At 41.6% G+C, this 20,788-nt stretch carries 22 protein-coding genes and 1 pseudogene; 2 read left to right on the top strand and 21 right to left on the bottom strand.

Annotation, left to right across the window (positions count from 1 at the left end):
- Window positions 1–24 precede the first annotated feature (24 nt).
- From kphA to lepA, 12 genes are all read right to left on the bottom strand, one after another.
- Entirely contained in the window at window positions 25–264 is a 240-nt protein-coding gene (kphA, locus tag RWX26_RS00875; RefSeq protein WP_002895313.1) for an RNA-binding protein KphA, read from the bottom strand.
- 19 nt (window positions 265–283) lie between these two features.
- Window positions 284–556, bottom strand: coding sequence for a 30S ribosomal protein S16 (gene rpsP / locus RWX26_RS00870; protein WP_002895310.1), 273 nt, complete (start codon window positions 554–556; stop codon window positions 284–286).
- 231 nt (window positions 557–787) lie between these two features.
- Entirely contained in the window at window positions 788–1,477 is a 690-nt protein-coding gene (locus tag RWX26_RS00865) for a YjjG family noncanonical pyrimidine nucleotidase (RefSeq protein ID WP_314578275.1), read from the bottom strand.
- A gap of 38 nt (window positions 1,478–1,515) precedes the next feature.
- Entirely contained in the window at window positions 1,516–2,319 is an 804-nt protein-coding gene (locus RWX26_RS00860) for a hypothetical protein (RefSeq protein WP_314578273.1), read from the bottom strand.
- Window positions 2,316–3,002 (bottom strand): hypothetical protein, encoded by a 687-nt coding sequence (locus tag RWX26_RS00855; protein ID WP_314578271.1) that lies wholly within the window; start codon window positions 3,000–3,002, stop codon window positions 2,316–2,318. Before RWX26_RS00855 ends, RWX26_RS00860 begins: the two co-directional genes overlap by 4 nt.
- A gap of 191 nt (window positions 3,003–3,193) precedes the next feature.
- Window positions 3,194–4,120, bottom strand: a complete 927-nt coding sequence (locus RWX26_RS00850) for a DNA repair protein RadC (RefSeq protein ID WP_314578268.1) — start codon at window positions 4,118–4,120, stop codon at window positions 3,194–3,196.
- A 53-nt stretch (window positions 4,121–4,173) separates the two neighbouring features.
- Complete coding sequence (locus RWX26_RS00845; protein ID WP_314578266.1) at window positions 4,174–5,007, bottom strand: AraC family transcriptional regulator; 834 nt, start codon at window positions 5,005–5,007, stop codon at window positions 4,174–4,176.
- Between the two features lie 197 nt (window positions 5,008–5,204).
- Window positions 5,205–5,699: a YkgJ family cysteine cluster protein gene (locus RWX26_RS00840; RefSeq protein WP_125337189.1), complete on the bottom strand. Its 495-nt coding sequence runs from the start codon at window positions 5,697–5,699 to the stop codon at window positions 5,205–5,207.
- Between the two features lie 154 nt (window positions 5,700–5,853).
- The gene (locus tag RWX26_RS00835) at window positions 5,854–6,498 is read right to left on the bottom strand and encodes a hypothetical protein (RefSeq protein WP_314578264.1); all 645 of its coding nucleotides are present in this window, start codon (window positions 6,496–6,498) and stop codon (window positions 5,854–5,856) included.
- Window positions 6,499–6,602: 104 nt separating this feature from the next.
- Window positions 6,603–7,394, bottom strand: a complete 792-nt coding sequence (gene pnuC / locus RWX26_RS00830) for a nicotinamide riboside transporter PnuC (protein ID WP_268682235.1) — start codon at window positions 7,392–7,394, stop codon at window positions 6,603–6,605.
- A gap of 328 nt (window positions 7,395–7,722) precedes the next feature.
- Window positions 7,723–8,352 (bottom strand): hypothetical protein, encoded by a 630-nt coding sequence (locus RWX26_RS00825; protein ID WP_314578263.1) that lies wholly within the window; start codon window positions 8,350–8,352, stop codon window positions 7,723–7,725.
- A 42-nt stretch (window positions 8,353–8,394) separates the two neighbouring features.
- On the bottom strand, window positions 8,395–10,218 hold the full coding sequence (gene lepA / locus RWX26_RS00820; protein WP_314578260.1) for a translation elongation factor 4: 1,824 nt from the start codon (window positions 10,216–10,218) through the stop codon (window positions 8,395–8,397).
- A 122-nt stretch (window positions 10,219–10,340) separates the two neighbouring features.
- On the opposite strand from lepA, the gene RWX26_RS00815 reads away from it, so the two are divergent.
- Entirely contained in the window at window positions 10,341–11,156 is an 816-nt protein-coding gene (locus RWX26_RS00815) for a Cof-type HAD-IIB family hydrolase (RefSeq protein WP_314578258.1), read from the top strand.
- Window positions 11,157–11,239: 83 nt separating this feature from the next.
- Here the strand turns inward: RWX26_RS00815 and RWX26_RS00810 are convergent, their stop codons facing one another.
- From RWX26_RS00810 to RWX26_RS00780, 7 genes are all read right to left on the bottom strand, one after another.
- Window positions 11,240–11,815, bottom strand: a complete 576-nt coding sequence (locus RWX26_RS00810) for an NADPH-dependent F420 reductase (RefSeq protein ID WP_314578256.1) — start codon at window positions 11,813–11,815, stop codon at window positions 11,240–11,242.
- A 367-nt stretch (window positions 11,816–12,182) separates the two neighbouring features.
- On the bottom strand, window positions 12,183–12,548 hold the full coding sequence (locus RWX26_RS00805; protein WP_314578255.1) for a TIGR02328 family protein: 366 nt from the start codon (window positions 12,546–12,548) through the stop codon (window positions 12,183–12,185).
- A gap of 50 nt (window positions 12,549–12,598) precedes the next feature.
- Window positions 12,599–13,693 carry a ferrochelatase gene (gene hemH, locus RWX26_RS00800; protein ID WP_314578419.1) on the bottom strand — a complete coding sequence of 365 codons (1,095 nt, stop codon included), beginning with the start codon at window positions 13,691–13,693 and terminating at the stop codon, window positions 12,599–12,601.
- 195 nt (window positions 13,694–13,888) lie between these two features.
- Window positions 13,889–15,172, bottom strand: a complete 1,284-nt coding sequence (locus RWX26_RS00795; RefSeq protein WP_314578252.1) for a glycosyltransferase — start codon at window positions 15,170–15,172, stop codon at window positions 13,889–13,891.
- The gene (locus RWX26_RS00790) at window positions 15,141–15,788 is read right to left on the bottom strand and encodes a hypothetical protein (protein WP_314578248.1); all 648 of its coding nucleotides are present in this window, start codon (window positions 15,786–15,788) and stop codon (window positions 15,141–15,143) included. The genes RWX26_RS00795 and RWX26_RS00790 overlap by 32 nt, the downstream gene beginning before the upstream one ends.
- Window positions 15,781–16,923, bottom strand: coding sequence for a glycosyltransferase (locus tag RWX26_RS00785; RefSeq protein ID WP_314578245.1), 1,143 nt, complete (start codon window positions 16,921–16,923; stop codon window positions 15,781–15,783). Before RWX26_RS00785 ends, RWX26_RS00790 begins: the two co-directional genes overlap by 8 nt.
- A 2-nt stretch (window positions 16,924–16,925) precedes the next feature.
- The gene (locus RWX26_RS00780; protein WP_314578240.1) at window positions 16,926–17,696 is read right to left on the bottom strand and encodes an SDR family NAD(P)-dependent oxidoreductase; all 771 of its coding nucleotides are present in this window, start codon (window positions 17,694–17,696) and stop codon (window positions 16,926–16,928) included.
- A gap of 138 nt (window positions 17,697–17,834) precedes the next feature.
- On the opposite strand from RWX26_RS00780, the gene pepT reads away from it, so the two are divergent.
- Complete coding sequence (pepT, locus tag RWX26_RS00775; protein ID WP_314578237.1) at window positions 17,835–19,058, top strand: peptidase T; 1,224 nt, start codon at window positions 17,835–17,837, stop codon at window positions 19,056–19,058.
- Window positions 19,059–19,102: 44 nt separating this feature from the next.
- Here the strand turns inward: pepT and RWX26_RS00770 are convergent, their stop codons facing one another.
- Both RWX26_RS00770 and RWX26_RS00765 read right to left on the bottom strand, forming a co-directional pair.
- A complete protein-coding gene (locus RWX26_RS00770; protein WP_314578234.1) occupies window positions 19,103–19,762 on the bottom strand; it encodes a DUF6572 domain-containing protein in 660 nt (219 codons plus the stop codon).
- Between the two features lie 119 nt (window positions 19,763–19,881).
- A pseudogene (locus RWX26_RS00765) lies at window positions 19,882–20,613 on the bottom strand (PoNe immunity protein domain-containing protein).
- Window positions 20,614–20,788: the final 175 nt, after the last annotated feature.

Raw genomic sequence — 20,788 nt, 5'->3', positions numbered from 1 at the left:
CGGGACATACTGGTCCCGTTCTTCTTATTTCTCATCAATGACGATGCGAACTTTTTTGTACTCGGTTGGGACAGAGTAAACAATCGTCCTTATAGCGGATATAGTACGACCTTTACGACCGATTACACGTCCAACATCACTCTGATCAAGATCCAGGTGATATTCTAAAAATTCAGGTGTATCCTCAATCTTGATAGTTAAGGCATCTGGCTGTGAAATCAAAGGTTTCACTATCGCAATAATTAGATTTTCAATCGTGTCCATATGTCAACCTACGCTTCTATTATTTAGAGTATTTTGAATCGTGGAATTTCTTCAATACGCCTTCTTTTGAAAGGATGTTGCGTACAGTATCAGAAGGTTGTGCACCATTACCCAACCACTCAAGGATACGGTCTTCCTTCAAAGTCACTTGGTTTTCAGCTACAAGTGGGTTGTAAGTACCAACTGTTTCGATGAAACGTCCGTCACGAGGTGAACGTGAGTCTGCAACATTGATACGGTAGAAAGGTTTTTTCTTAGAACCCATACGAGTCAAACGGATTTTTACTGCCATTATTAAGGTCTCTTTTCTTTATTTTTTTCTTTTGGTGAAATAGCAAAGCTATTAAGCACATGTTCTATTATAGCAGATTAAAAACAGCTGTCAAGTTTTTTTCTTGACAGAGTTAAAAATTTTTTAGATTAGTCTTTTTGGTTTAAAAACACAATGCGTTTTTACTAGCTTACTTGATAAAAATATATTTAAGAGAAATCAAGGCAAGGATTTTTTTCATTTGCAGTCTCCTTATGGAACCAAGAGTCTGATAATCTCATCATAAGAATAGGCGGTATAGGTCGGTTGAAAAAGACTTTCATTTTCTAGCTGCTTGGGATTGTACCAGATAGAGTCCAATCCAGCATTATTAGCGCCAGCAATATCAGCTGTCAAAGAGTCTCCAATCATCAAAGTCTGAGACAGGTCAAAATCTGGTATTTGCTCTGCTATTTTTTCATAAAACAAAGCTTCGGGCTTCTGAGTCCCCATCTTTTCTGAGATGAAAATGTGATTAAAATAAGGAGAAATGTCGGAATGGACCATGCGGCCAGTCTGAATAGCCGTGATGCCATTGGTCGCTCCGTAAATCTCATAGTCAGCTGCTGTCAGACTGTCCAAAAGCTCGCTAGCACCAGCATATGTTTGTCCTTGCTGAGCAATATACTGCTGATAGAGAAGGGCCAACTCGGCCCCATCCTTCTCAATGCCAAAATGGGCAAAAAGACGAGAAAAGCGAGTGTTGACAAGCTCCGGCTTGGTGATTTTACCCTGCTCCAGATCCTGCCAAAGCCCCTTGTTCATGGGAATATAATAGTCTTTGTAGGCCTGAATCTCCGCTACGCCCTGCTCCTCCAAAAACTGAGTCAAGGCAATATCTTCTGCCGTATCAAAATCCAGCAACGTATGATCAAGGTCGAAAAGTAGAAATTTGTATGACAAATTATTTTTTCCTTTCTAAGCAGTATGATATGACTTTTTTAAAACAGACTCTTTGCCCATTTTTCTGAAATAGCAGTTTCTTTCAAAACCAATTCCTGCCACTGCCCTGCATAATATATCCCTTCATTTTTGGCTGAATTTTTGACATTGCGACTAATATTATCTGGGAGCAAAGCAGAAATCTCTTTCCACGTAGCTCTAGTTTTACCCGATAAAGTTAAAATTTTTTCCTCAGAAAATTTAAAAGTTCCATAGCCTTTTTTTCTATTATCAAAACTCAAAAAATCAGTTGGGAGATATAAAGCGTTGTATTTTTTATTAATAAAATGATTAAAGCTATGTGGATGCCAACTGTAATTGTTTTTAATTTGTACATTGTCAGTAATTATCTCTCCAACTTGTAGATAACCAAATATTATGTGCAAATTCGGTGCTTTTTTCATATAACGTAAAGTACCATCATGTAGATTTCCCTCAGTCTGCTTAAACCATCCAAAAAATAAAAATAGATCGCATAAATCAACTTGTTGATTTTTTAGATAAGACTGAGCAGCATCACATTGCCCGAATATAGATTTCCATCCATTGATATTATCTACTCTAACTCCATCTCGAATATCTGGATCTAGATGACAATTCCAATTTCCTATTTTACTATCTTTATGCTTTAATTGTCTTAGAATTTCTGAATAAGAAACCCCTTCGTATTGTATGTCAGAATATCTTAATTTGTCCATTTTTGCTGGTATCGGCAAGGACAATAACGTTCCGTCAGGCATTATTGGACTAGGAACTCCTCCTGCCGTACCATCAAATCCTTTTCTGGATAAAATGATTTTCATTTATGTGTTCCTCCAATAAAAAACGGGTGATAAGGCAAGTCAACTATTTCGTTTTTATCACCAATAGTCTCTGTAATAAAGGCTAATAATTCCTCAACATCATTTGGACGCTCATTTGAATTATAAAAACCATTTTTAGTATTCCATCTTGGAAATGGTTTTCCGCTTAAACGTGCGCGATTTCCCATCGGGAAAAAATCTAATATTGAACGCGGTACTTCCAGAGGAGATTTACCAAAATACTTAAACCGATGAGAAATAATAATAGGTTCATCAATAGTTTTTTGACTCCACCATTCATGATCAATATAATAATTATAAGCATAGGCATCACGTCGATTATTTGAGCAATCTGACTTCAAATAATTCCTAATAGAGTCAATTTTTGTAATTTTTGCCACAAAAATCAAGTGATTATATTTAGGAGAAATGAACATTCCTTGGTCATCACGCCACTTATTACCATCATTCGAATGCCCTGCTATCGCCATAACATATGCATTAACTTCACCAGAATTAATTCTATCAGCCCAGTTCCTTTTCAAATTTCGACGCAGTTGTACCATGCAACCACCTTCAGTTAATAATTCCGGTGTTGATTCATAGCTTTCTGTAAATACACACGGATTAATTCCATAATCATGTGTCATACGATAACAGTAAATAATTGTCTGCTTTTCCATAAAAAACTCCTCAGTAAATTCTAACCTAAATCCATTATACCACAAGCCACAAAAAACCAGCCGCTCAAAAATAAACGGCTGATTCCTAATCTATTTATCCACTGGTATCTAGAGATACATCTGATAGTCTGCTATCCCTTCTTTCGATCCTGCTACATTACCAAACTGCATCTTCGTTTTTCTCACTTCTTCTACTCTACTTTATAGTGAATACACAAATCTCTAAACTTATTATCTAGCGCTGCAATATCAAACAAGACTTCTGATAGTTTCTGATAATCTTCCTTGATACAAAATAGATGAGCTTGGCCGAACAACTTTGCTAAATTTTCTTTTAGTTCAGATCTGACCGTATCGTGATCTTTTAAGAAGTTGCTCATGTATAGATTTCTGATAGAAGCTAATTTGAAACTAAAGTATTGATGAAGATGCTTTTGTTCTTCATTCAAGCCATTGTCCGCTACCGACTTAGCATATCTTGTTATCACATTCTCCTCGCCGCGCTCATATCGTTGCTTCATCAGCATAGATGTTTTCTTATAAATCTCTTTAGAAGTTGGAGATTTGATTTTTTTAAAGTTTCCCCACATGGAGAAAGAACCTCTTTTATAGTCGATATTTTTAGCTTCCCAGGCTTTTAAAAATTCTGAGAAACTCATTTTCATACAAGCAAAACCTGCTGGATCATGGAAATAGATAAACTCATCATCTATATCATAAACCGAAACAAAATGGTCCACCCCATACAAATGGATATGATTGGGGTTATAAGTCAGATACCCCATGTCCAAAGGGCCAAGAACAACAGGGCCGCTTAGCAAGAACTTACTTAAGATCTCTCTGATAGAGAGAAGATCCACCGCATTTGAATCCTTTATATAGTATTCATCATATGTAAAACCCAGAATGTTTAAAGAATGGCTGATAGAACTATCTGGCATCCCATTATCAAAGAAGACTAAGGGGTGTTTTTCATCTTCCTTTACAATACTAGAACCATTTCCCATCACCATAATGGCTTCCAAAAACTCAGGGCGAACATCATAACCATACGAATGCAGCGCCATTGCAAGTGAATATGTATAACAAAGAGAAACGTCCCCAAAATACATCTGCATAGCATCATCCTCCTCTGTAATCAAAACCTAAAAAATGACTTGCAATCACCATTTTATTTCACTACTGGTATCCAGAGTTCCATTTGATAGTACGGAGACGACATGTCTCCCTCGGTGTAAACTTCAAAGTCTGGTGCTCCTGAGTGGCGATAGCCAGTTTCTGGGAAAAAGACTTCCAAGACATATTTCCAAGCATGGTGGATGCTGGCTGGTATAGCTCCCTTGACTGGTACGATGGCATATTCAGCTTCTGCGATTTCTTTGATTGACAGACCTAGTCCTTCTGCATTAGCTTTATCCGCCACATCATAGGCAGCCATATAGTTGATAATCTCGCCTTCTTTGACATCCGAGCAGACACCAAAGGATTGTCCACTGCCCAGACTTTCTAGGCTTTCAAAGCTGTGACTTGCATAGAGCTGCTCCCATGCAGACGGGCACTGGCTATTGTCAATAGCTTCCAATAGGACGCCTGCCACGGTAAAAGCAGGTTTCTTTTGAATCTTGATATCCATGTTCTTTCCTCCTGTAATCTTTAAGGATAATTGAAGTCTAGGAAAGACCCGATAAGGTTTTCCATTTCGAACTTCTGAGGGGGTCGCACCATGGAATTTCTTGAAGGCTGCGCTGAAGGCATCCGCAGAGTCATAGCCGTATTTCAGTGCTATATCAATGACTTTCTCAGAGCTTTCCCGCAAGTCTGTCACTGCTTCTGACAGCCTGCGATTGCGTAGATATTCTGCTAAAGTCATATCTGCTAGGATGGAAAAGAGCCTGCTAAAGAGAGCATAAGAATAGCCTGATAGCTGCTGAAATTTCTGCAAATCCACTTCTGCGTCTAGCTTACTTTCCAGATAATCCATGGTTCGATTGAATTGATGCATCATATTCTTTTTCACCTCATAAAAGATACTAAGGCCGTTAAAAGCAAAGTGAAAATAGGAAAATTGACGGAGGGGCTCCTGCTCCGAGAAAATTCCATCTTTTTCACACAACTTTTAGGCCGTGTTCAATTCTAACTATAGTCTAACAGATCTCAGATACTTCCGCCCTAGAATTTTTGTACAAGATTTAGAGGGGGATTTTACAACCTATCCCGCAACTTCTCCACAAAGAGATAAGCCGCAGGACAGGTCAGGGTATTTTTGATTGTCAGATGATTAATCTGATGAATCTTCTTACGGTCTGTGTGAGGGAACTCACGGCAGGCCTTTGGACGGACATCGTAGATTGAGCAGAGATTGTCTCCACCTAAAAAAGGACAAGGCATCGCCTTGAAGACCTTGTCACCGTCTTCGTCCACTTGCAGAAACTCCTCTTCAAAAGCCGGCAGCTTCATCTTGAAATACTTAGCAATACGGACAATATCGGCTTCCTTAAAGTCTGGTCCCAGCGTCTTACAGCAATTGGCGCAGGCTGTACAGTCAATCTCCTCAAAGACCTCATCATGGATTTGCTGAGCTAGTTTATCAAGGTTTTTGGGTGGCTTTTTCTTGAGACTGGCTAAAAATTTTCGGTGCTCTTTCTGCTTCTGCAGGGCTAATTGATGGTACTTTTCAAGGTCGATTTCTTGAGTCATATATTTTTCTTTCTGTATTTAAATTGTTTTTATTATATCATAAAATGAGCGCTCTTAAATGTTGTCAAATCGCAAAAATATGACATATCCCATCTAACAAAAAAATCTGAGAACCAGTCCCAGATTTACTTTTTATAAACTTAGAGAGTTATCATCAAATGCTTGTCCCGCCGTCTTTGCTAGCGCTCCAAGTTTCTTCGATATAGGGGATAAACTCATACAGAGTATCTTCATCGCCTTCAAAGGACATCATATAGACCTTATCGCCTTGTTTGAAGACCCAAACCGTTAGATTTTGAGTGGATTTTAAAATAACATTAATCTGAAAGGCTTCATTTCCAGCTACGGTACTCTTTGCACCCCAAAAATCATCGACTTCCTTATTATCCTTCCAGTGGTAGGCAATCCGTTGAGCAATAGTTTCAGCGTTGAATTCTTCACCTTCTCCAATATTGGCTTTTTCTTTTGTATAAGCATTCATCGTGACAATATTATAGCCACTTCCATCCGTATACTGGACGCTGTCGCCACCATCTACATCTGTAAACTTAATCCAATTATCAGGAATACTGATATAGCCGTAATCATCAGACCCGACACGCATCGTACCAGTAGTCTTTGACGAATCTTTTTCTCTACGACTGCTACTACTTGTATCGCTGTCATCTCTCAGGGAAACCCGACTGGAAGAATCAGATGGTTTCCGACTGCTATAGCTCTTAATAAGGCTACAAGAGGACAGGGAGAAACCGGCTAAGATAGTCAGGGAGAGCAGAAAGTACTTCTTTTTCATGGTCATTCCTTTCTAAATCTAATAAATTTTACTAATACTAGTTTACCATATTTTTAGCACGAAAGGAAAGAGATACATTGTCACGTCCGATTAATGTTTCGTTTATAGGACTATGCTTTTTTAGCAGCCTTATTCCACTGGTACCATCCGACCAAACTGTTGATTAAATAGATCAAATATTTCCCTTGAATTTGAAGACTTTCACCCCACCAGAGGTAGATAGAAAAAATATTGGTCGCTGCCCAGAAAATCCACTGTTCACGATAAACGGCCGTCATCAAGATTTGCCCTACTCCATTTGTCGCATCCGTGATTGAATCGCGATAAGGACGATTGGCACCAACAGACTGATAAATCAAGCCAAAGACCAACCACCAAAGCACACTGAGCGATAGATACTTTGTCCATCCTTTAGCATCTAGCTTACGAGCAACAAACTCTTGCTTTTCTTTTTTGAACTGACCTTGGTAAATCCACACCAAGAGTCCAATTGGCTGCATGATTGTAAAGTAAAGAGTCGTCAGGACCTCGCCATAGAAGCCTTTCTGCAAAGCCAAAATCAAGTAAATCACAGAATTGATCAAACCAAAGAGGTAATTGCTAGCCCGTCCTTCAGAAACGAAGATCACACAGATAATCCCGGTTAGACTGCAAATCATCCCCGTCCAATCCACGATGCGATGTTCATATATCAGCTCCAGCCAGAGCGGAAAACTCCCTAGAATCAAGAGATAAGCCCACTGACCTAGACTGCGATGAGCAAACAAATCGTCCCAGATAAGCTTCAAGGTACCAGAAAAGCCGAGCTTCTTCATACTAGTCACCATTCGTTTGTAGCCACCAGACATTTCAGAAAGCGTCAGCTTCATGTTTGCGATTTTCTTTTGGATATAAGTATTCATTCTTTCTCCTTTTGTTTTTTAAGAGCCGTGTCAAATTGACTTACGGATGCAACGCTCTATTATTTTCGAACACGCACAAGATTTGTCTTATGCAGTGTTCACATTTTATCATATTCCTATTTCAGAAAATGTCAAGTAAAATCTAAAAAAGATTTCCTAACGTTCGGATTTCAAGAAAAGACCTACAAATTTTTGTAAGCCTTCTTACTTAGATTTGATATTAGTCGAACGTTTTTTGATTTGTTACTATCTTTTTGTGAAGCATAATTAGCTTCTACACTGAAAAAACAAGAGACTTAATAAATAGTCCTCTTGTTTTTTTAAACTATTATTCGCTGACTGCTCCCTTGCTATCAAGGCTCCAAGTATCTTTCATGTTTGTAGTGAAATCATCAAGAGTTTCTTCGTCGCCTTCAAAAGATAGTATATAAACTTTGTCATCTTTTTGGAAAACCAATGTATTAGCAAGTTGTCCCGATTTCAGAATGATGTTTATTTGAAAGGCTTCTATTCCTGAGACAGTACTTTTAGAGCCCCACATCTTCTCAATATTATCTTTTTGACTCCAATTATAGGCTACATGTTGAGCAATTGTTTCTGCATTGAAAGTCTCACCATCTGCTACTTCAGCTTCTGCCTTAGAAACAGCATTCATGGTAACGATATTATAAGCAGAACCGTCGGTATATTGGATAAGTCCCTCAACCTCTGCATCAAAAAATTTAATCCATTTACTTGGGATATCGATATAACCAAACTCTGGAGAACCAACACGTTTTGTTTCTTGATTGGTTTTATTCTTGCTTTTTTTAGAAGAATTTGAAGAATTCTTTTTCACTTGTGCACTGGAACTGGTTGAAGAACTAGATTGACCAGGCTTTTGTCCAGAATTGGCACACGATGTAAGAGTAAGTGAAGTTAGTACCAGAACTGCTCCAAGCAGATACGTTCGTTTCATGATTTTCTCCTTTTGAGATATATTACCTAGAGATATACGACGTTACTCCTCATCCATACTCAGGACACTGAGGAAGGCTTCTTGTGGGACCTCAACAGAGCCGATAGCTTTCATTCGTTTTTTACCGGCTTTTTGTTTTTCAAGGAGTTTCCGCTTCCGAGAAACGTCACCACCATAACACTTGGCCAAGACATTTTTACGCAAGGCCTTGATGTCTGTACGAGCCACGATTTTCTGTCCGATGGCTGCCTGAATGGGTACTTCAAACTGCTGACGAGGAATGATTTTCTTGAGCTTGTCTACAATCAGCTTACCACGCTCATAGGCAAATTCCTTGTGAACGATAAAGCTGAGAGCATCAACCTTGTCGCCATTGAGGAGAATATCCATCTTCACCAGCTTGGACGAGCGATACTCGGAGATTTCATAGTCAAAGCTAGCATAGCCACGAGTAGAGGACTTGAGCTTGTCAAAGAAGTCAAAGACGATTTCAGCAAGCGGAATTTGATAGATGACATTGACCCGATTATCATCGATATAGTCCATGGTCACAAAGTCACCACGCTTGCGCTGAGCCAACTCCATCACTGCTCCGACAAATTCCTGGGGCACCATAATCTGCGCCTTGACATAAGGCTCCTCAATAGAGTCTATCTTGGTCGGATCCGGAAACTCACTCGGATTGGACACATCAATTGAAGCACCATCCGTCATATTGACCTTATAGATAACGGATGGCGCCGTCATAATCAAATCAATATTAAACTCACGCTCCAAACGCTCCTGAATAACGTCCATGTGCAGCAAGCCTAAGAAACCACAGCGGAATCCAAATCCCAATGCCTGAGATGTTTCTGGCTCAAACTGCAGACTGGCATCGTTTAGCTGGAGCTTTTCAAGAGCCTCGCGCAGGTCATTGTATTTATTGGACTCAATCGGATAGAGACCAGCGAAGACCATAGGATTCATCTGCTTGTAGCCAGCTAGTGGATCTGCAGCTGGATTGTCCGCCAAGGTCACTGTATCCCCGACCCGAGTATCCTGTACCGTCTTGATAGAGGCTGCGATATAACCAACATCCCCTGTTGCTAGGAAATCGCGTCCAATGGCCTTGGGAGTAAAGATGCCAACCTCTGTTACATCAAAGGTCTTGCCATTGCTCATGAGCTGAATGGTATCCCCCGGCTTGACCACGCCGTCCATAACCCGCACTTGCAGGATTACCCCACGATAGGCATCATAGACTGAGTCAAAAATCAAGGCCTTGAGCGGTGCTTCTACATTTCCAGTAGGTGCTGGAACTTTCTCCACAATCTGCTCTAAAATTTCCTCAATTCCGATGCCAGCCTTGGCAGAAGCCAACACGGCTTCGCTTGCATCCAACCCAATCACGTCTTCTATCTCTGCCCGCACCCGCTCTGGATCCGCAGCTGGCAGGTCAATCTTATTGATAACTGGCAAGATTTCCAAGTCATTATCCAACGCTAGATAGACATTAGCCAAGGTCTGAGCTTCAATCCCCTGAGCCGCATCCACGACCAAGATAGCCCCTTCGCAGGCCGCTAATGACCGCGATACTTCATAGGTAAAGTCCACGTGTCCCGGCGTGTCAATCAAGTGGAAGATATAGGTTTCACCGTCCTTGGCAGTATAATTGAGCTCGATAGCGTTGAGCTTAATGGTGATACCGCGCTCCCGCTCCAAGTCCATGCTGTCCAAGAGTTGGGCCTGCATTTCCCGGCTGGAAACCGTCTCCGTCGCCTCTAAAATCCGGTCGGCTAAGGTTGATTTCCCGTGATCGATGTGGGCAATGATGGAGAAATTGCGAATCTTCTCCTGACGTTTTTTCAAATCTTCTAAATTCATTTTTCTCATCCTTTTAGGGTATTCTATTTATTATAACACAAGACCAGTGATTTTTCCTATAGACTCGGACTTTCTCTGTAAATTATGCTATACTTATCACAGAATAATTTTGGAGACACTTTATGATTAAAATTCTTGCACTTGATATGGATGGCACCTTGCTCAACAGCAAAAAAGAAATTCCCCAGGCTCACATCGAAGCTCTGCACCGAGCTATTGAAAAAGGAGTCAAATTGGTTCTCTGCACAGGCCGTCCCTTGGTTGGCGTCAAGCCTTATTATGACAAGCTGGGCCTTGCACAAGAAAACGAATATGTTATCGTGGACAATGGCTGCGCTACACATCAGACCAGCGACTGGAGTCTGGTGGACTGGCAAGAGCTAAGCGGTCAGGATATTCGCTATCTCTACAGCCTGTCTGAAAATAGCCCTGTCCAGCTGACTCTCTTTGATGAGGAGCATTATTTCGTCGTCGGAGAAAAAGCCAGTTCCTATGTCGTGAATGATGCTAGCTTAGTCTTCACCACTCCAACCGAGATTAGCCTGGAAGAGGCTTGCAGCGCTCAACACAGAATGTTTCAAGCTATGTTTTTAGGCAGCCAAGAGCAGGTAGATGCTTTTGAAGCCGACTTTGGCCAAGAAATCTGCCAACGTTTCAGCGGCGTTCGCTCTCAGCCAGTCATTTACGAGGCCATGCCATCTGGTGTGACCAAAGCCTTTGCCCTAGAGCGATTGGCTAAACAATTGGAAGTCAATCCTCAGGAAATCATGGCAATTGGAGATGCTAACAACGACATCGAAATGCTGGAATATGCTGGCCTCGGTGTTGCCATGGGCAATGCTTCAGACCATGTCAAAAGCCTAGCCGATGCCGTAACAGACAGCTGCGAGGAAAATGGGGTCGCTACAGCTATTGAGAAGTTTATTTTGAACTCATAAAAGTATAAATCCCCAGAAGTAAAACTTCTGAGGATTTTGTTTTCAGTCTAAGAATTAGCCTGCTTTGAGGCTAATTTTTTTCTTTATTTAATAACAGCAAAACCAGCCGTCCAGTTGATTTTCTCACGTACGGCAAGTGTTATTTGCAAGAAACCCATTGCCTCTAATTCACGGGCACGTTTGAGCTCGCCCGCATCAATCGTATCTAAACCACCATCTTGGATATATCTAGCAAGAATCTTCTTAGCTTCTTGGTCAGCCGATGCCAATTGAACAGTTGTTTTTTCTTTACCAGCGACTTGTTTCGCAGCTATTGTCGCCGCAAAATTTGTGTTAAAAGCTTTGACCACACGAGCTTCAGGAATTAACTTAGCAATTTCTTCTGCTGCCGAACTCCCAGCTGGTGTAAGCAATTCATCCATATTCTCAAAGTTTACAGGGTTAGAAATATCTACTAAGATTTTTCCAGCGAGCGCTGCTTTATTAGCTTCAAGAATGCTTGCAATTGCAGCGTATGGAACAGCCAATACAACAATATCACCCGCACGTTTTGTAAGACCTTCTTTCCCTACAAAATCAACTTCATGTCCACCTGAAGTGAATACACTTGCGATTGCTTGTCCCATATTTCCTTGTCCAAAAATTGTAATGTTTGCCATAATATATTCCTCCTTTTAATTTACAAAATTTTGTTGTAATGTTATTTATTACATCTAAAATTATAACACATCAGATTGTAATGTCAATGATTACAACTCGGAAAACTTAAAAAAATTTCGAGTTCCTAAAATCACTAGTATTTTTTCCAAAATAACATACAAAAAAGCTAGTCATAATATCTAGACTAACTATGTTTAGGGAGCAAACATAGTTTAGAGTTTAGCAGCCCTTGAATTGCTTCCCATTTTTCGAGAATGAAACAGTCACTTACCAAGACATTCGGCAGTTTTGAAAACATGGACTTGAAACAAAAAAGGAAGAGTGCTGTAGCTTCCTTTTTTGTGCTATAGTCTTGGTACTTGGGAATCAGAAGATTTCTATTCCTTTCTCCTTGAGATTTTCCAAGCATTCTTTCAGATAGGCTGCATCATGCTCTGGATAAATGGGATGTTCAAGCTCCTCAGCTAGCAACTCCTGGTAAGGAGGGCAGGTCTTGCCGCGATAGTCCTTATCCAGCCAAAGGCTGTCTGGCTGATAGCCCCGCTTTTGCATCTCCTCCATAATCAAGAGATGATAAGCATACAGGCAATAAGGGCTGTGCTCAAAAACGTAGTTGACCGTCGCATGCGGCTTGCCCCACCCTCGTCCTCGTAAGGCTGCGCATTCTCGATGCTGGCCTAAAAGCTGCTGGCGCGGAAGTCTTTCAATCAAATCTTGGTGCCAAAGTCTCACATTTTCTCCTTCTAGAATGATCTTATAAAGTCATCAACGAATATGAACAATCAACTCTTGGGCAGTTTTCCAGCTTTCTCCAGCATTTTCTTGACAAAATACGGCATCTTAACATTCTCGCGCCCCTTTTTCTCAATCAGCTTCTTGACGAAATCTGGCATTTTCAGCTCTTCGTCCTCTGCAAGAATCTGGATGCTCTCCTCCGACGGCTGCAATTCATCGAAGGTTTCAGCTTCTGGAAAACATTCTTTGAAGGGTTCATTCTCATGGCGGCGGATAGTTTGAATCAGGGCCTCAATTAAACGGTCGTCTGCATTGGGCATAGGCGGTCTATGATAGGCAACACCCAAATCTTCGCAAAGTTCCTTGCACTCCACGTCATTGTCAAAAAGGACCTCTATATGCTCACTGATAAAGCTAATCGGCACAAAAATATAATGGTGCGGATGTGTTTCTTGCTGGCGTATGTAGTCCAGCACGTCAGGTTTGATCCAAGGGAGTCCGATGTCACTCTCGCTTTGCCAAACATTGAGATAATCCTCTTCTGTCAGACCTATCCTTTCAACAATCAAGCGGGCATTGTCATAAATCTGATCAATGTAAGGATCTCCGAAATCCAAGGCCAGAATAGGCACACTGTGGGCTGAAAAGAAAATCTTGAAGGTCTCTTCTCCAACCTCTTCTGTAAGAATCTTTCTCAGTTCCTCTGCCCAATAACCAAGAATAGCTTCTTCCTGATACCATTCCTTAATGATATTAAAGCGGATGGAGTCACTCTGGATAAACTTCTCATAACCCATGACAGAATAGTAAGAAAAATGAGGCTCTAGGATTAAACAGATACATTCCTCAATACCATCCTCTTCCATCTGCTCAATCACATCTGGTATAAAAGGACGTGAAAATTTATTAGCAAAATAAACCGCATACTCGCCAGCCAAACGCTGACGAACCTTTTCCACCTCTTCTAGACTGATACGCTGCAGAGGCGTTCCACCGATGAGGACATAGTTATCATAAAGGGTCTGAATCTCATGGTCTTGCGGTCTGACGCCTCGGCGAATATTGGTAAAAAATTCAGCCACTCCCTCAAAGCTAATCTCCTCTGGCGAGCCAAAAGTCATCATTAGAATTGCTTTCTTCATCATCTTTCCTCTTCAGTCACTCAGAGAAAGCCAAGTTGACTTTCCAACGACTTTCTTGTAATCACTTTCATTTTAACATCTTAAAAAAGACTTGAATAGACCAAAAAACCTATTCCTTGAAAAGAATAGGGAAATTTAATAATTCAGATATTTTAATGTTGGAGACATACTTAAACAGTTTGTCGAATTCTCCAGTTATAAATCAACCTTAAGCAGCCGCCCTAGCTCTTGATAGAGAATCTCTGTAGGCTGATATTCTTTACTTTGCTGGGCAAGAGTTTTCAACTGAGACCAGTCTGCGCGATCTGTCAATTCCTTAAAAAGCCGCAACACTTCTGCATCAGTCTTTCTGCGAGCAACCAGCCCCACCTGAGCCAGCTCAGCACGAACGGCATTGTCAAACTGGTCATAATCCTGTGGCAAAATGAGACTGGGAATCTCGTGCTCAATACAGGCCATCATGATACCCGTCCCCGCATGGTGAATGGCAAAATCTATCTTATCCAGAATATCTGTATAAGGCAGATAGTCAAAGAGCAGCAGGTTTTCCGCCAGTCTTTGCGGAGGATTCTCCAAGCCACTAGCTTCTCCCAAGGTGACGTAAAAGAGGTAATCTGGGTAGAGCTGACTCAGCTTTTTCGCCCGCTCCACCATGCGCTCCTTCTCCCATTTTAAATGCGTTCCGCAAGTCACTAAAACCCGCTTCTTATCGGTCTCAAAATAAGACTCATGAGCTGCAGGCAGACGATCAAAGGACAGGCATTTGTAGCCAACCCAGCGAAGCTGCTTAGGAAAATCGTCTCGAAACTCTAGCTCTTTCATGCCCAAAGCTAAGATAGAGTACGGCGAATAAATGGCTTCTGTGCCGTCTTCCCGATAGAGTTTAAAATTTTGATAGTCTCCCAAACTCTTCCGGACTAAAGCAAAGGCCATTTTCTTTCCACAACGAATAGCTTGCCTGCCTAAGGCATCTCTGAATTTGTACAAGACACCCTGATGAGGTTTCCAGCCCCCTAAATAGGTCGGAGTTGTCGTCCGGCACTCAATAGCAACCGGACTCGGAATCGTGGTTATCCATGGGATACCAAAGCGATCAGAAATCAAGCCTGCTGGTGAAGCAACAAAATCCGCTATGACCAAATCTGGTTTACCACCCTCTTTCCAAATTCGATTTAATTCATCTATAACTTCGGGAATGAGTCTGGAATTGGCCCGAAACTGCTGATAGGCAATCAGAAGATTGCTTTGCTGCGGAGTATTGGCGATGTCTTCCATCACTGTCGGTCTTTCTGGAAAGAGGGCTAGACAGTCAAAATCGATTTCCTCTACTAACTCTTTCTTTTGGCAGCCAGTGATGACCCGAATCCGAAAACGCGGATCCGTCAGCAGAGGCTTGACTAAGGTCAAAGTAGGCAGTAGGTGGCCACTAAATGGCACACTAATCACATCAATCTTTATCACTTTTTCTAATCCATTCATAAACTAATCCTTTCACATCTTCCCTGTATTCATAATCAAAATGGTTGCTATCCACTATCACATCAGCTGGATGGCCATCTAGAAATCTGCTGTAAACATCCTTCTTTCCCTTAATGACCAGTATGTCAATATCCTTGCGATTTAGGAGTCTGCGTGAAACAGGCCCCAGCGCAATCACTCTCAGTCTGATCGGCAGATTTTCCTCACCCAAGCCCTCCAGCCACTGGGTCAGCATATTGAGTCCCGAGCTTTTACAGATAATGACAGCCTCCTCAGCATCCAGTAAAGGAGATAAATGCTGCTGCAAAGCCTCCTTAAAGCGAGAATTGTAGAGAGTATGCCAATAGTAACGGATATTGGAAATGGAAGCTGTCAACAAGGAAACTTGGATTTGTCTCCCGTGCTCAAATCCCTGATTAAATGGAAAATTACTGGGCACTACTGAAAAATCTGGTGGACAAATCTGGTCAAGAAACTCAAGCTGTCCTTCAGTCAGACTAGTACTCTCCAAATGACTGCTGCCACTGAGAAAAAGCAAGACCTTGCTAGATTTCAACATGGTTTGGTCTAGCGACAGAGCATCCAACTTATCCAAGTACTGCTTCATCTTACTCATAGCGGATTTTCCCATCCGTCACTCGAATCTTCCTTCCTCGCCAGTTAATCACCCGCGGACTAAGCAAGACATAGAGGAAAAGCCAAGGCAAGAGTAAATCATTCAGGACTTCGTAGAACACCTCATCAGGATGCGGCCGACCGGATAGAATGTGACGACGATAAGCCAGCATCCAAACCGCCTTGACCAAGAGCAAAATCAAAGCCAGCAGCACAAAAGGCCAGCCAAGAAAGAAACTAATGAGCAAGGCAGGAAGGGGCAGGAAACTAGGCAGAGCAATTAAAAAAATAACCTTCCAGTCCAAGTGCTCCTTCAGATAGATAGAGCTAAAAAGCAGCCAACGCTTCATCTGCAACAGATATTGCTTGGCATCTTTGATAGTAGTCCGAACATTACAGGTCACCCGCGTCTGGATAATCTCCACTCCCTTGCTGCGCAGAAAATCCGCTACAGCCAAATCATCACATAGGTAGTCTTTTATAGCACTGAAGAGCTTCTGCTCCCTAGCCAGTTCAAGTGGCAGGATGTAGAACATTCCATTAATCGAGTGGTTGGCTTTGACTTCAGCCATGGTAAAATAGGTAATGAAAGAATTTCCATTGACAAAAGCTGCCACTAGCTTGGACCAGAAATTACTTCGCTCTTGATTATAGGGAATACCGGTCAAAATAACATTCTCACCCAGATAATCTGTCAATTCTCCCATTTTTGAAAAATCAATGACACTATCGTCATCGAGAACAATCAGATATGGTCGAGTCAGCTCATCTATAATCTGCTCAATCTTATAACTCTTAGGATTAATCCCCTGGGGGACATCCTCCATGAGAAAAATGCGAATGCGCTGGGCATAAGAAGGATTTTGACAAATCTTGTCAGCCACTCGCTGCGCCTCTGGGTCAGACTGATCAATCAGCCAGTAAAACTCAACTGCTTCAGTCTGTTGGAGATTGGCTAATAAATCATTTTCCAAACGAGGATCACCAGATAGGATGGGCTGAACCACCGTATAAAGCTCCTCTTGAAAGTCTGATGAAGAGCTCTGCCCTTTTTTCAAATAAGCCAAAGACAAGAGCCAACGCAAGATAAAGAGAAGCAGGTAAGCAGATGTCAGCAGGAAAAAAATAAGTTTCATGTTCAAAGCCCCTTTCGTAGATATGCGCCAATCAAACGGATAATCCATCTTTGCGGAAGTAGCTTCATGAGCCAAGCCAGTAGTCGATATCTCTTGCCCACTATAGCATAGGAACGGCCTTGCTGGAGCAGTCCGATGATGCGTCGTGCTGCTATCTTCGGGCTCATTTGCAACTGACTTCCACCTAAAGCATTCTGTAACTCTGGAGGAAAGATGGCAGTCCGAACCGGTCCCAGTATATAAAGACAAACTCTCATTTCAGAGCCTTTGAGGCGCATCTCTTCTTGCAAGGCTAGACAGTAGGTCTGCAAAGCGGCCTTACTGGCGCTGTAAGCTGCCAGATAAGGATGGGGACAAAGTGCCGCTAGTGATGAAAGCTGGACAAGTCTTATCTTGCAATTGCGCTCTGCGACTTGCTTGATCAGCCGAATCGGTGCTTGGTAATTAACCTGCCATAGGGCATTTTCAGCAGCTTCTGAAAGAGATAGAGCTGGACCAAAATTAGCCAGACCGCAGCAATTAATCAGTAAATCTGCCTCTAGCTGCTGAGCAAAATCGTCTACCGCAGCCGTATCCAGCAAATCCAATACTCTGTAGGAAAGCTTGGCCTTGACTCCAGATAGCTCCTCTTGCAGCTGAGTGAGCTTAGCTTCATCTCTGCCGACCAAGACCAGCTGGTCTGTCCTTGTAGCCAGTTCCCTAGTCAACTGACGACCTATACCTCCCGAAGCCCCCAAAATCACAGCTTTGCTGATTGTTTTTTCCAATTGCATAGATATAGTTTACCAGATTTTGACAAGATATAAAACTAATTGCTAGATTTTACCTTTGTCCTCAAGAAACGAAAAACATTTCTCACTCTCTCCTGAATATGCTAAAATAGACTTAAATGAAATGAAAAAGGAGCACTCATGAAATATCCTAATCTTTTAGATCGTTTCCTGACCTATGTCAAGGTCAACACGCGCTCAGACGAGACATCTACTACTACACCCAGCACCCAGAGTCAGGTGGACTTTGCCAACAATGTCCTCATTCCTGAGATGAAGCGGGTTGGCTTGGAAAATGTCTACTACCTGCCCAACGGCTTTGCGATTGGAACTCTGCCAGCCAACGACCCTAGCTTTACCCGCAAGATTGGTTTTATTTCCCACATGGATACGGCAGACTTCAACGCGGAAAACATCCAGCCGCAGGTCGTTGAGAATTATGACGGCGGTGTGATTCCGCTGGGACAATCTGGCTTTAACTTAGATCCTGCGGACTTTGCCAGTCTCCATAAATACAAGGGCCAAACCCTGATTACGACTGACGGAACCACTCTTTTGGGAGCAGACGACAAGTCAGGTATTGCTGAAATCATGACTGCTATCGAATACCTGTCTACCCATCCAGAAATAAAGCACGGAGAAATCCGAGTTGGCTTTGGACCAGATGAAGAAATCGGTATCGGAGCTGATAAGTTTGACGCTGAAAACTTCGATGTGGACTTTGCCTACACAGTGGATGGCGGACCTCTAGGTGAACTCCAGTACGAAACCTTTAGCGCTGCTGGAGCAGAGCTGACCTTCCAAGGCCGCAATGTCCATCCAGGAACTGCCAAAGACCAGATGGTCAATGCTCTCCAGCTGGCTATTGACTTCCACAACCAGCTTCCAGAAGCCGACCGACCAGAGAAGACTGAGGGTTACCAAGGCTTCTACCACCTGATGAACCTGACCGGTACTGTCGAAGAAGCTCAAGCAAGCTACATTGTCCGCGACTTTGAGACAGAGGCTTTTGAAAATCGCAAAGCTTCTATGCAGGCTATTGCTGAAAAGATGAACCAAGAGCTGGGCAGCGAGCGAGTTATCCTAACCCTCAAAGACCAGTATTACAACATGAAGCAGGTCATTGAAAAGGACATGACACCTATCCATATCGCCAAGGCAGTCATGGAAAGTCTGGACATCCAGCCTATCATCGAGCCTATCCGTGGCGGAACTGACGGCTCTAAAATTTCCTTTATGGGCATCCCGACTCCCAACCTCTTTGCCGGCGGCGAGAACATGCACGGACGCTTTGAGTATGTCAGCCTAGAAACCATGGAACGCGCTGTCGATACAATCATCGGCATTGTTTCCTATCAAGAATAAAAACGAAACCACAGAAGTTCATGAGGAATTTCTGTGGTTTTTTCTCACTCTGGCAATTCTACCTTCACGCTCATATCTGTAGGTTGTAACACTTTCTGAACAGCTGCGAGAAAGGCCAAACCGTTGTCAGATGGGGAATACTGGAATGTGATATGAATGACTTTTTTATCAAAGCTATCGCCGTATCGTGCCACATACTGCTTGCTTTCGAGGAAGTAGATATAGTTATTGAGTTTTTCTTGCAGAATTTCCAGATGGACTGCCTCTATTTCTTCCTGCCAGTCAATTGGATCCACTAGAAGAAGCTCCAAATGATTATCAACTGTACAAATAGCGTCAAGTTCAGTTGGCTTGAGTTCTGAAGAGATGGCTTGAGTGGCGAGTTGTCTAAATTCTTCAGGAGAAAATATTTTTTTATTATCAGATAAATCATTAAAAATTAAATCGGGATTATTTCGTATAAAAATTTTGTCCGACTCTTCTTGTGTAAATTGCTTTTTAGATTTCCAAAAACCATACTGCGCATAATTCATCAACTCTTTGCCAGTATGTTCTCCCGACATGTAACTATCTGCAGCTTCTTTGGGGATTTCTTGAACTACTTCTAGCATTGTAATATTAAAAGTTGGATAACGCAAGAAATACTTATCACCATCTTGACAGATTTCCAACATATCTTTTTTACTTAAATAAATCGTTTTCATTTTTATGACCTTTCTCGTTCTTCTGTTGTTTTTAATTTTGTTTGTTCGTTTTTATAAAGGGTACAGCCATTACTTCTGTAAGCCACTAATTCTATCACTTAAATATCTCTTAGCACACACTAGTCTTTCGCTCCTTCAGCAACCAAATCATAAGGGAAATACGGAACACCTTCCAAGCCCTTGTAATCCAAGCCCTTGATTTTGCAAATAGCGCCTGATTCAAAGGACCAATAGCCATAATAATTATCAATATTCCGCTTATGCAAATCATACCAGCCTTCATCTCTGCTTCCCTGATACCATTTTTTCTCCAGATATTCTTTCAGAAGAGCTACAGCATTTTCAGAATTTTCTTCCTCGATGATCTTTCGAGTAAAGCCATAGGGTCTTGGGAAATTATAGTTTATCCGAATCTTCCAATCTGGATGACGTGATTGAATCAAGTAATCAATCAAATAATCTTCTGGATCATCTTTTTTGACCAAATCCACCAACTTATCAAAAGTCTCTTCATCAATCTCTAAAAGAATTCCAATGGAAAGGGCCCATATCATTTCATCATATCCTGAATTACTAAACCAAACAGGAAGAAGACTATCGACAAATTTAAGGTACTCTTCTTTGAATTTCTCAATAGACTAGCCTGCAGTGTAGGTGGCTATCATATTCTCTTTTTGGCAAACAGAATTATCAAGCTGTACTGATCTGATAACTTTTTCTATCGGGCGCTTATAGGGATTTACACCTTGCTTTAATTTTTCCAATTCTTCAACCAACTCATCAATTGATGATTTGTTAATTTTAATTAATTCATTGATTTTTTCTTCTATAAATATATTATCTCTTTTCACCACTTATCCTCCTATGGCCATATAACGCCTTCTTTTAAGTTAATGGATTTTCAGCATATTACCAGTTTTATTGATTATTCTGATTTTCTTCCACACGTTGTTTATGTAAATCCTCAAGAAATCCTTCTGAACTTGCTTTAGCATGCTACTGTTCTCTGTTTATTTTAACACAATA

It is taken from the genome of uncultured Streptococcus sp. (genome assembly GCF_963536705.1).
GTDB lineage: Bacteria > Bacillota > Bacilli > Lactobacillales > Streptococcaceae > Streptococcus.
The sequence above is the reverse complement of the archived record's forward strand: the minus strand, read 5'-3'. Positions and strand labels throughout refer to the sequence as shown.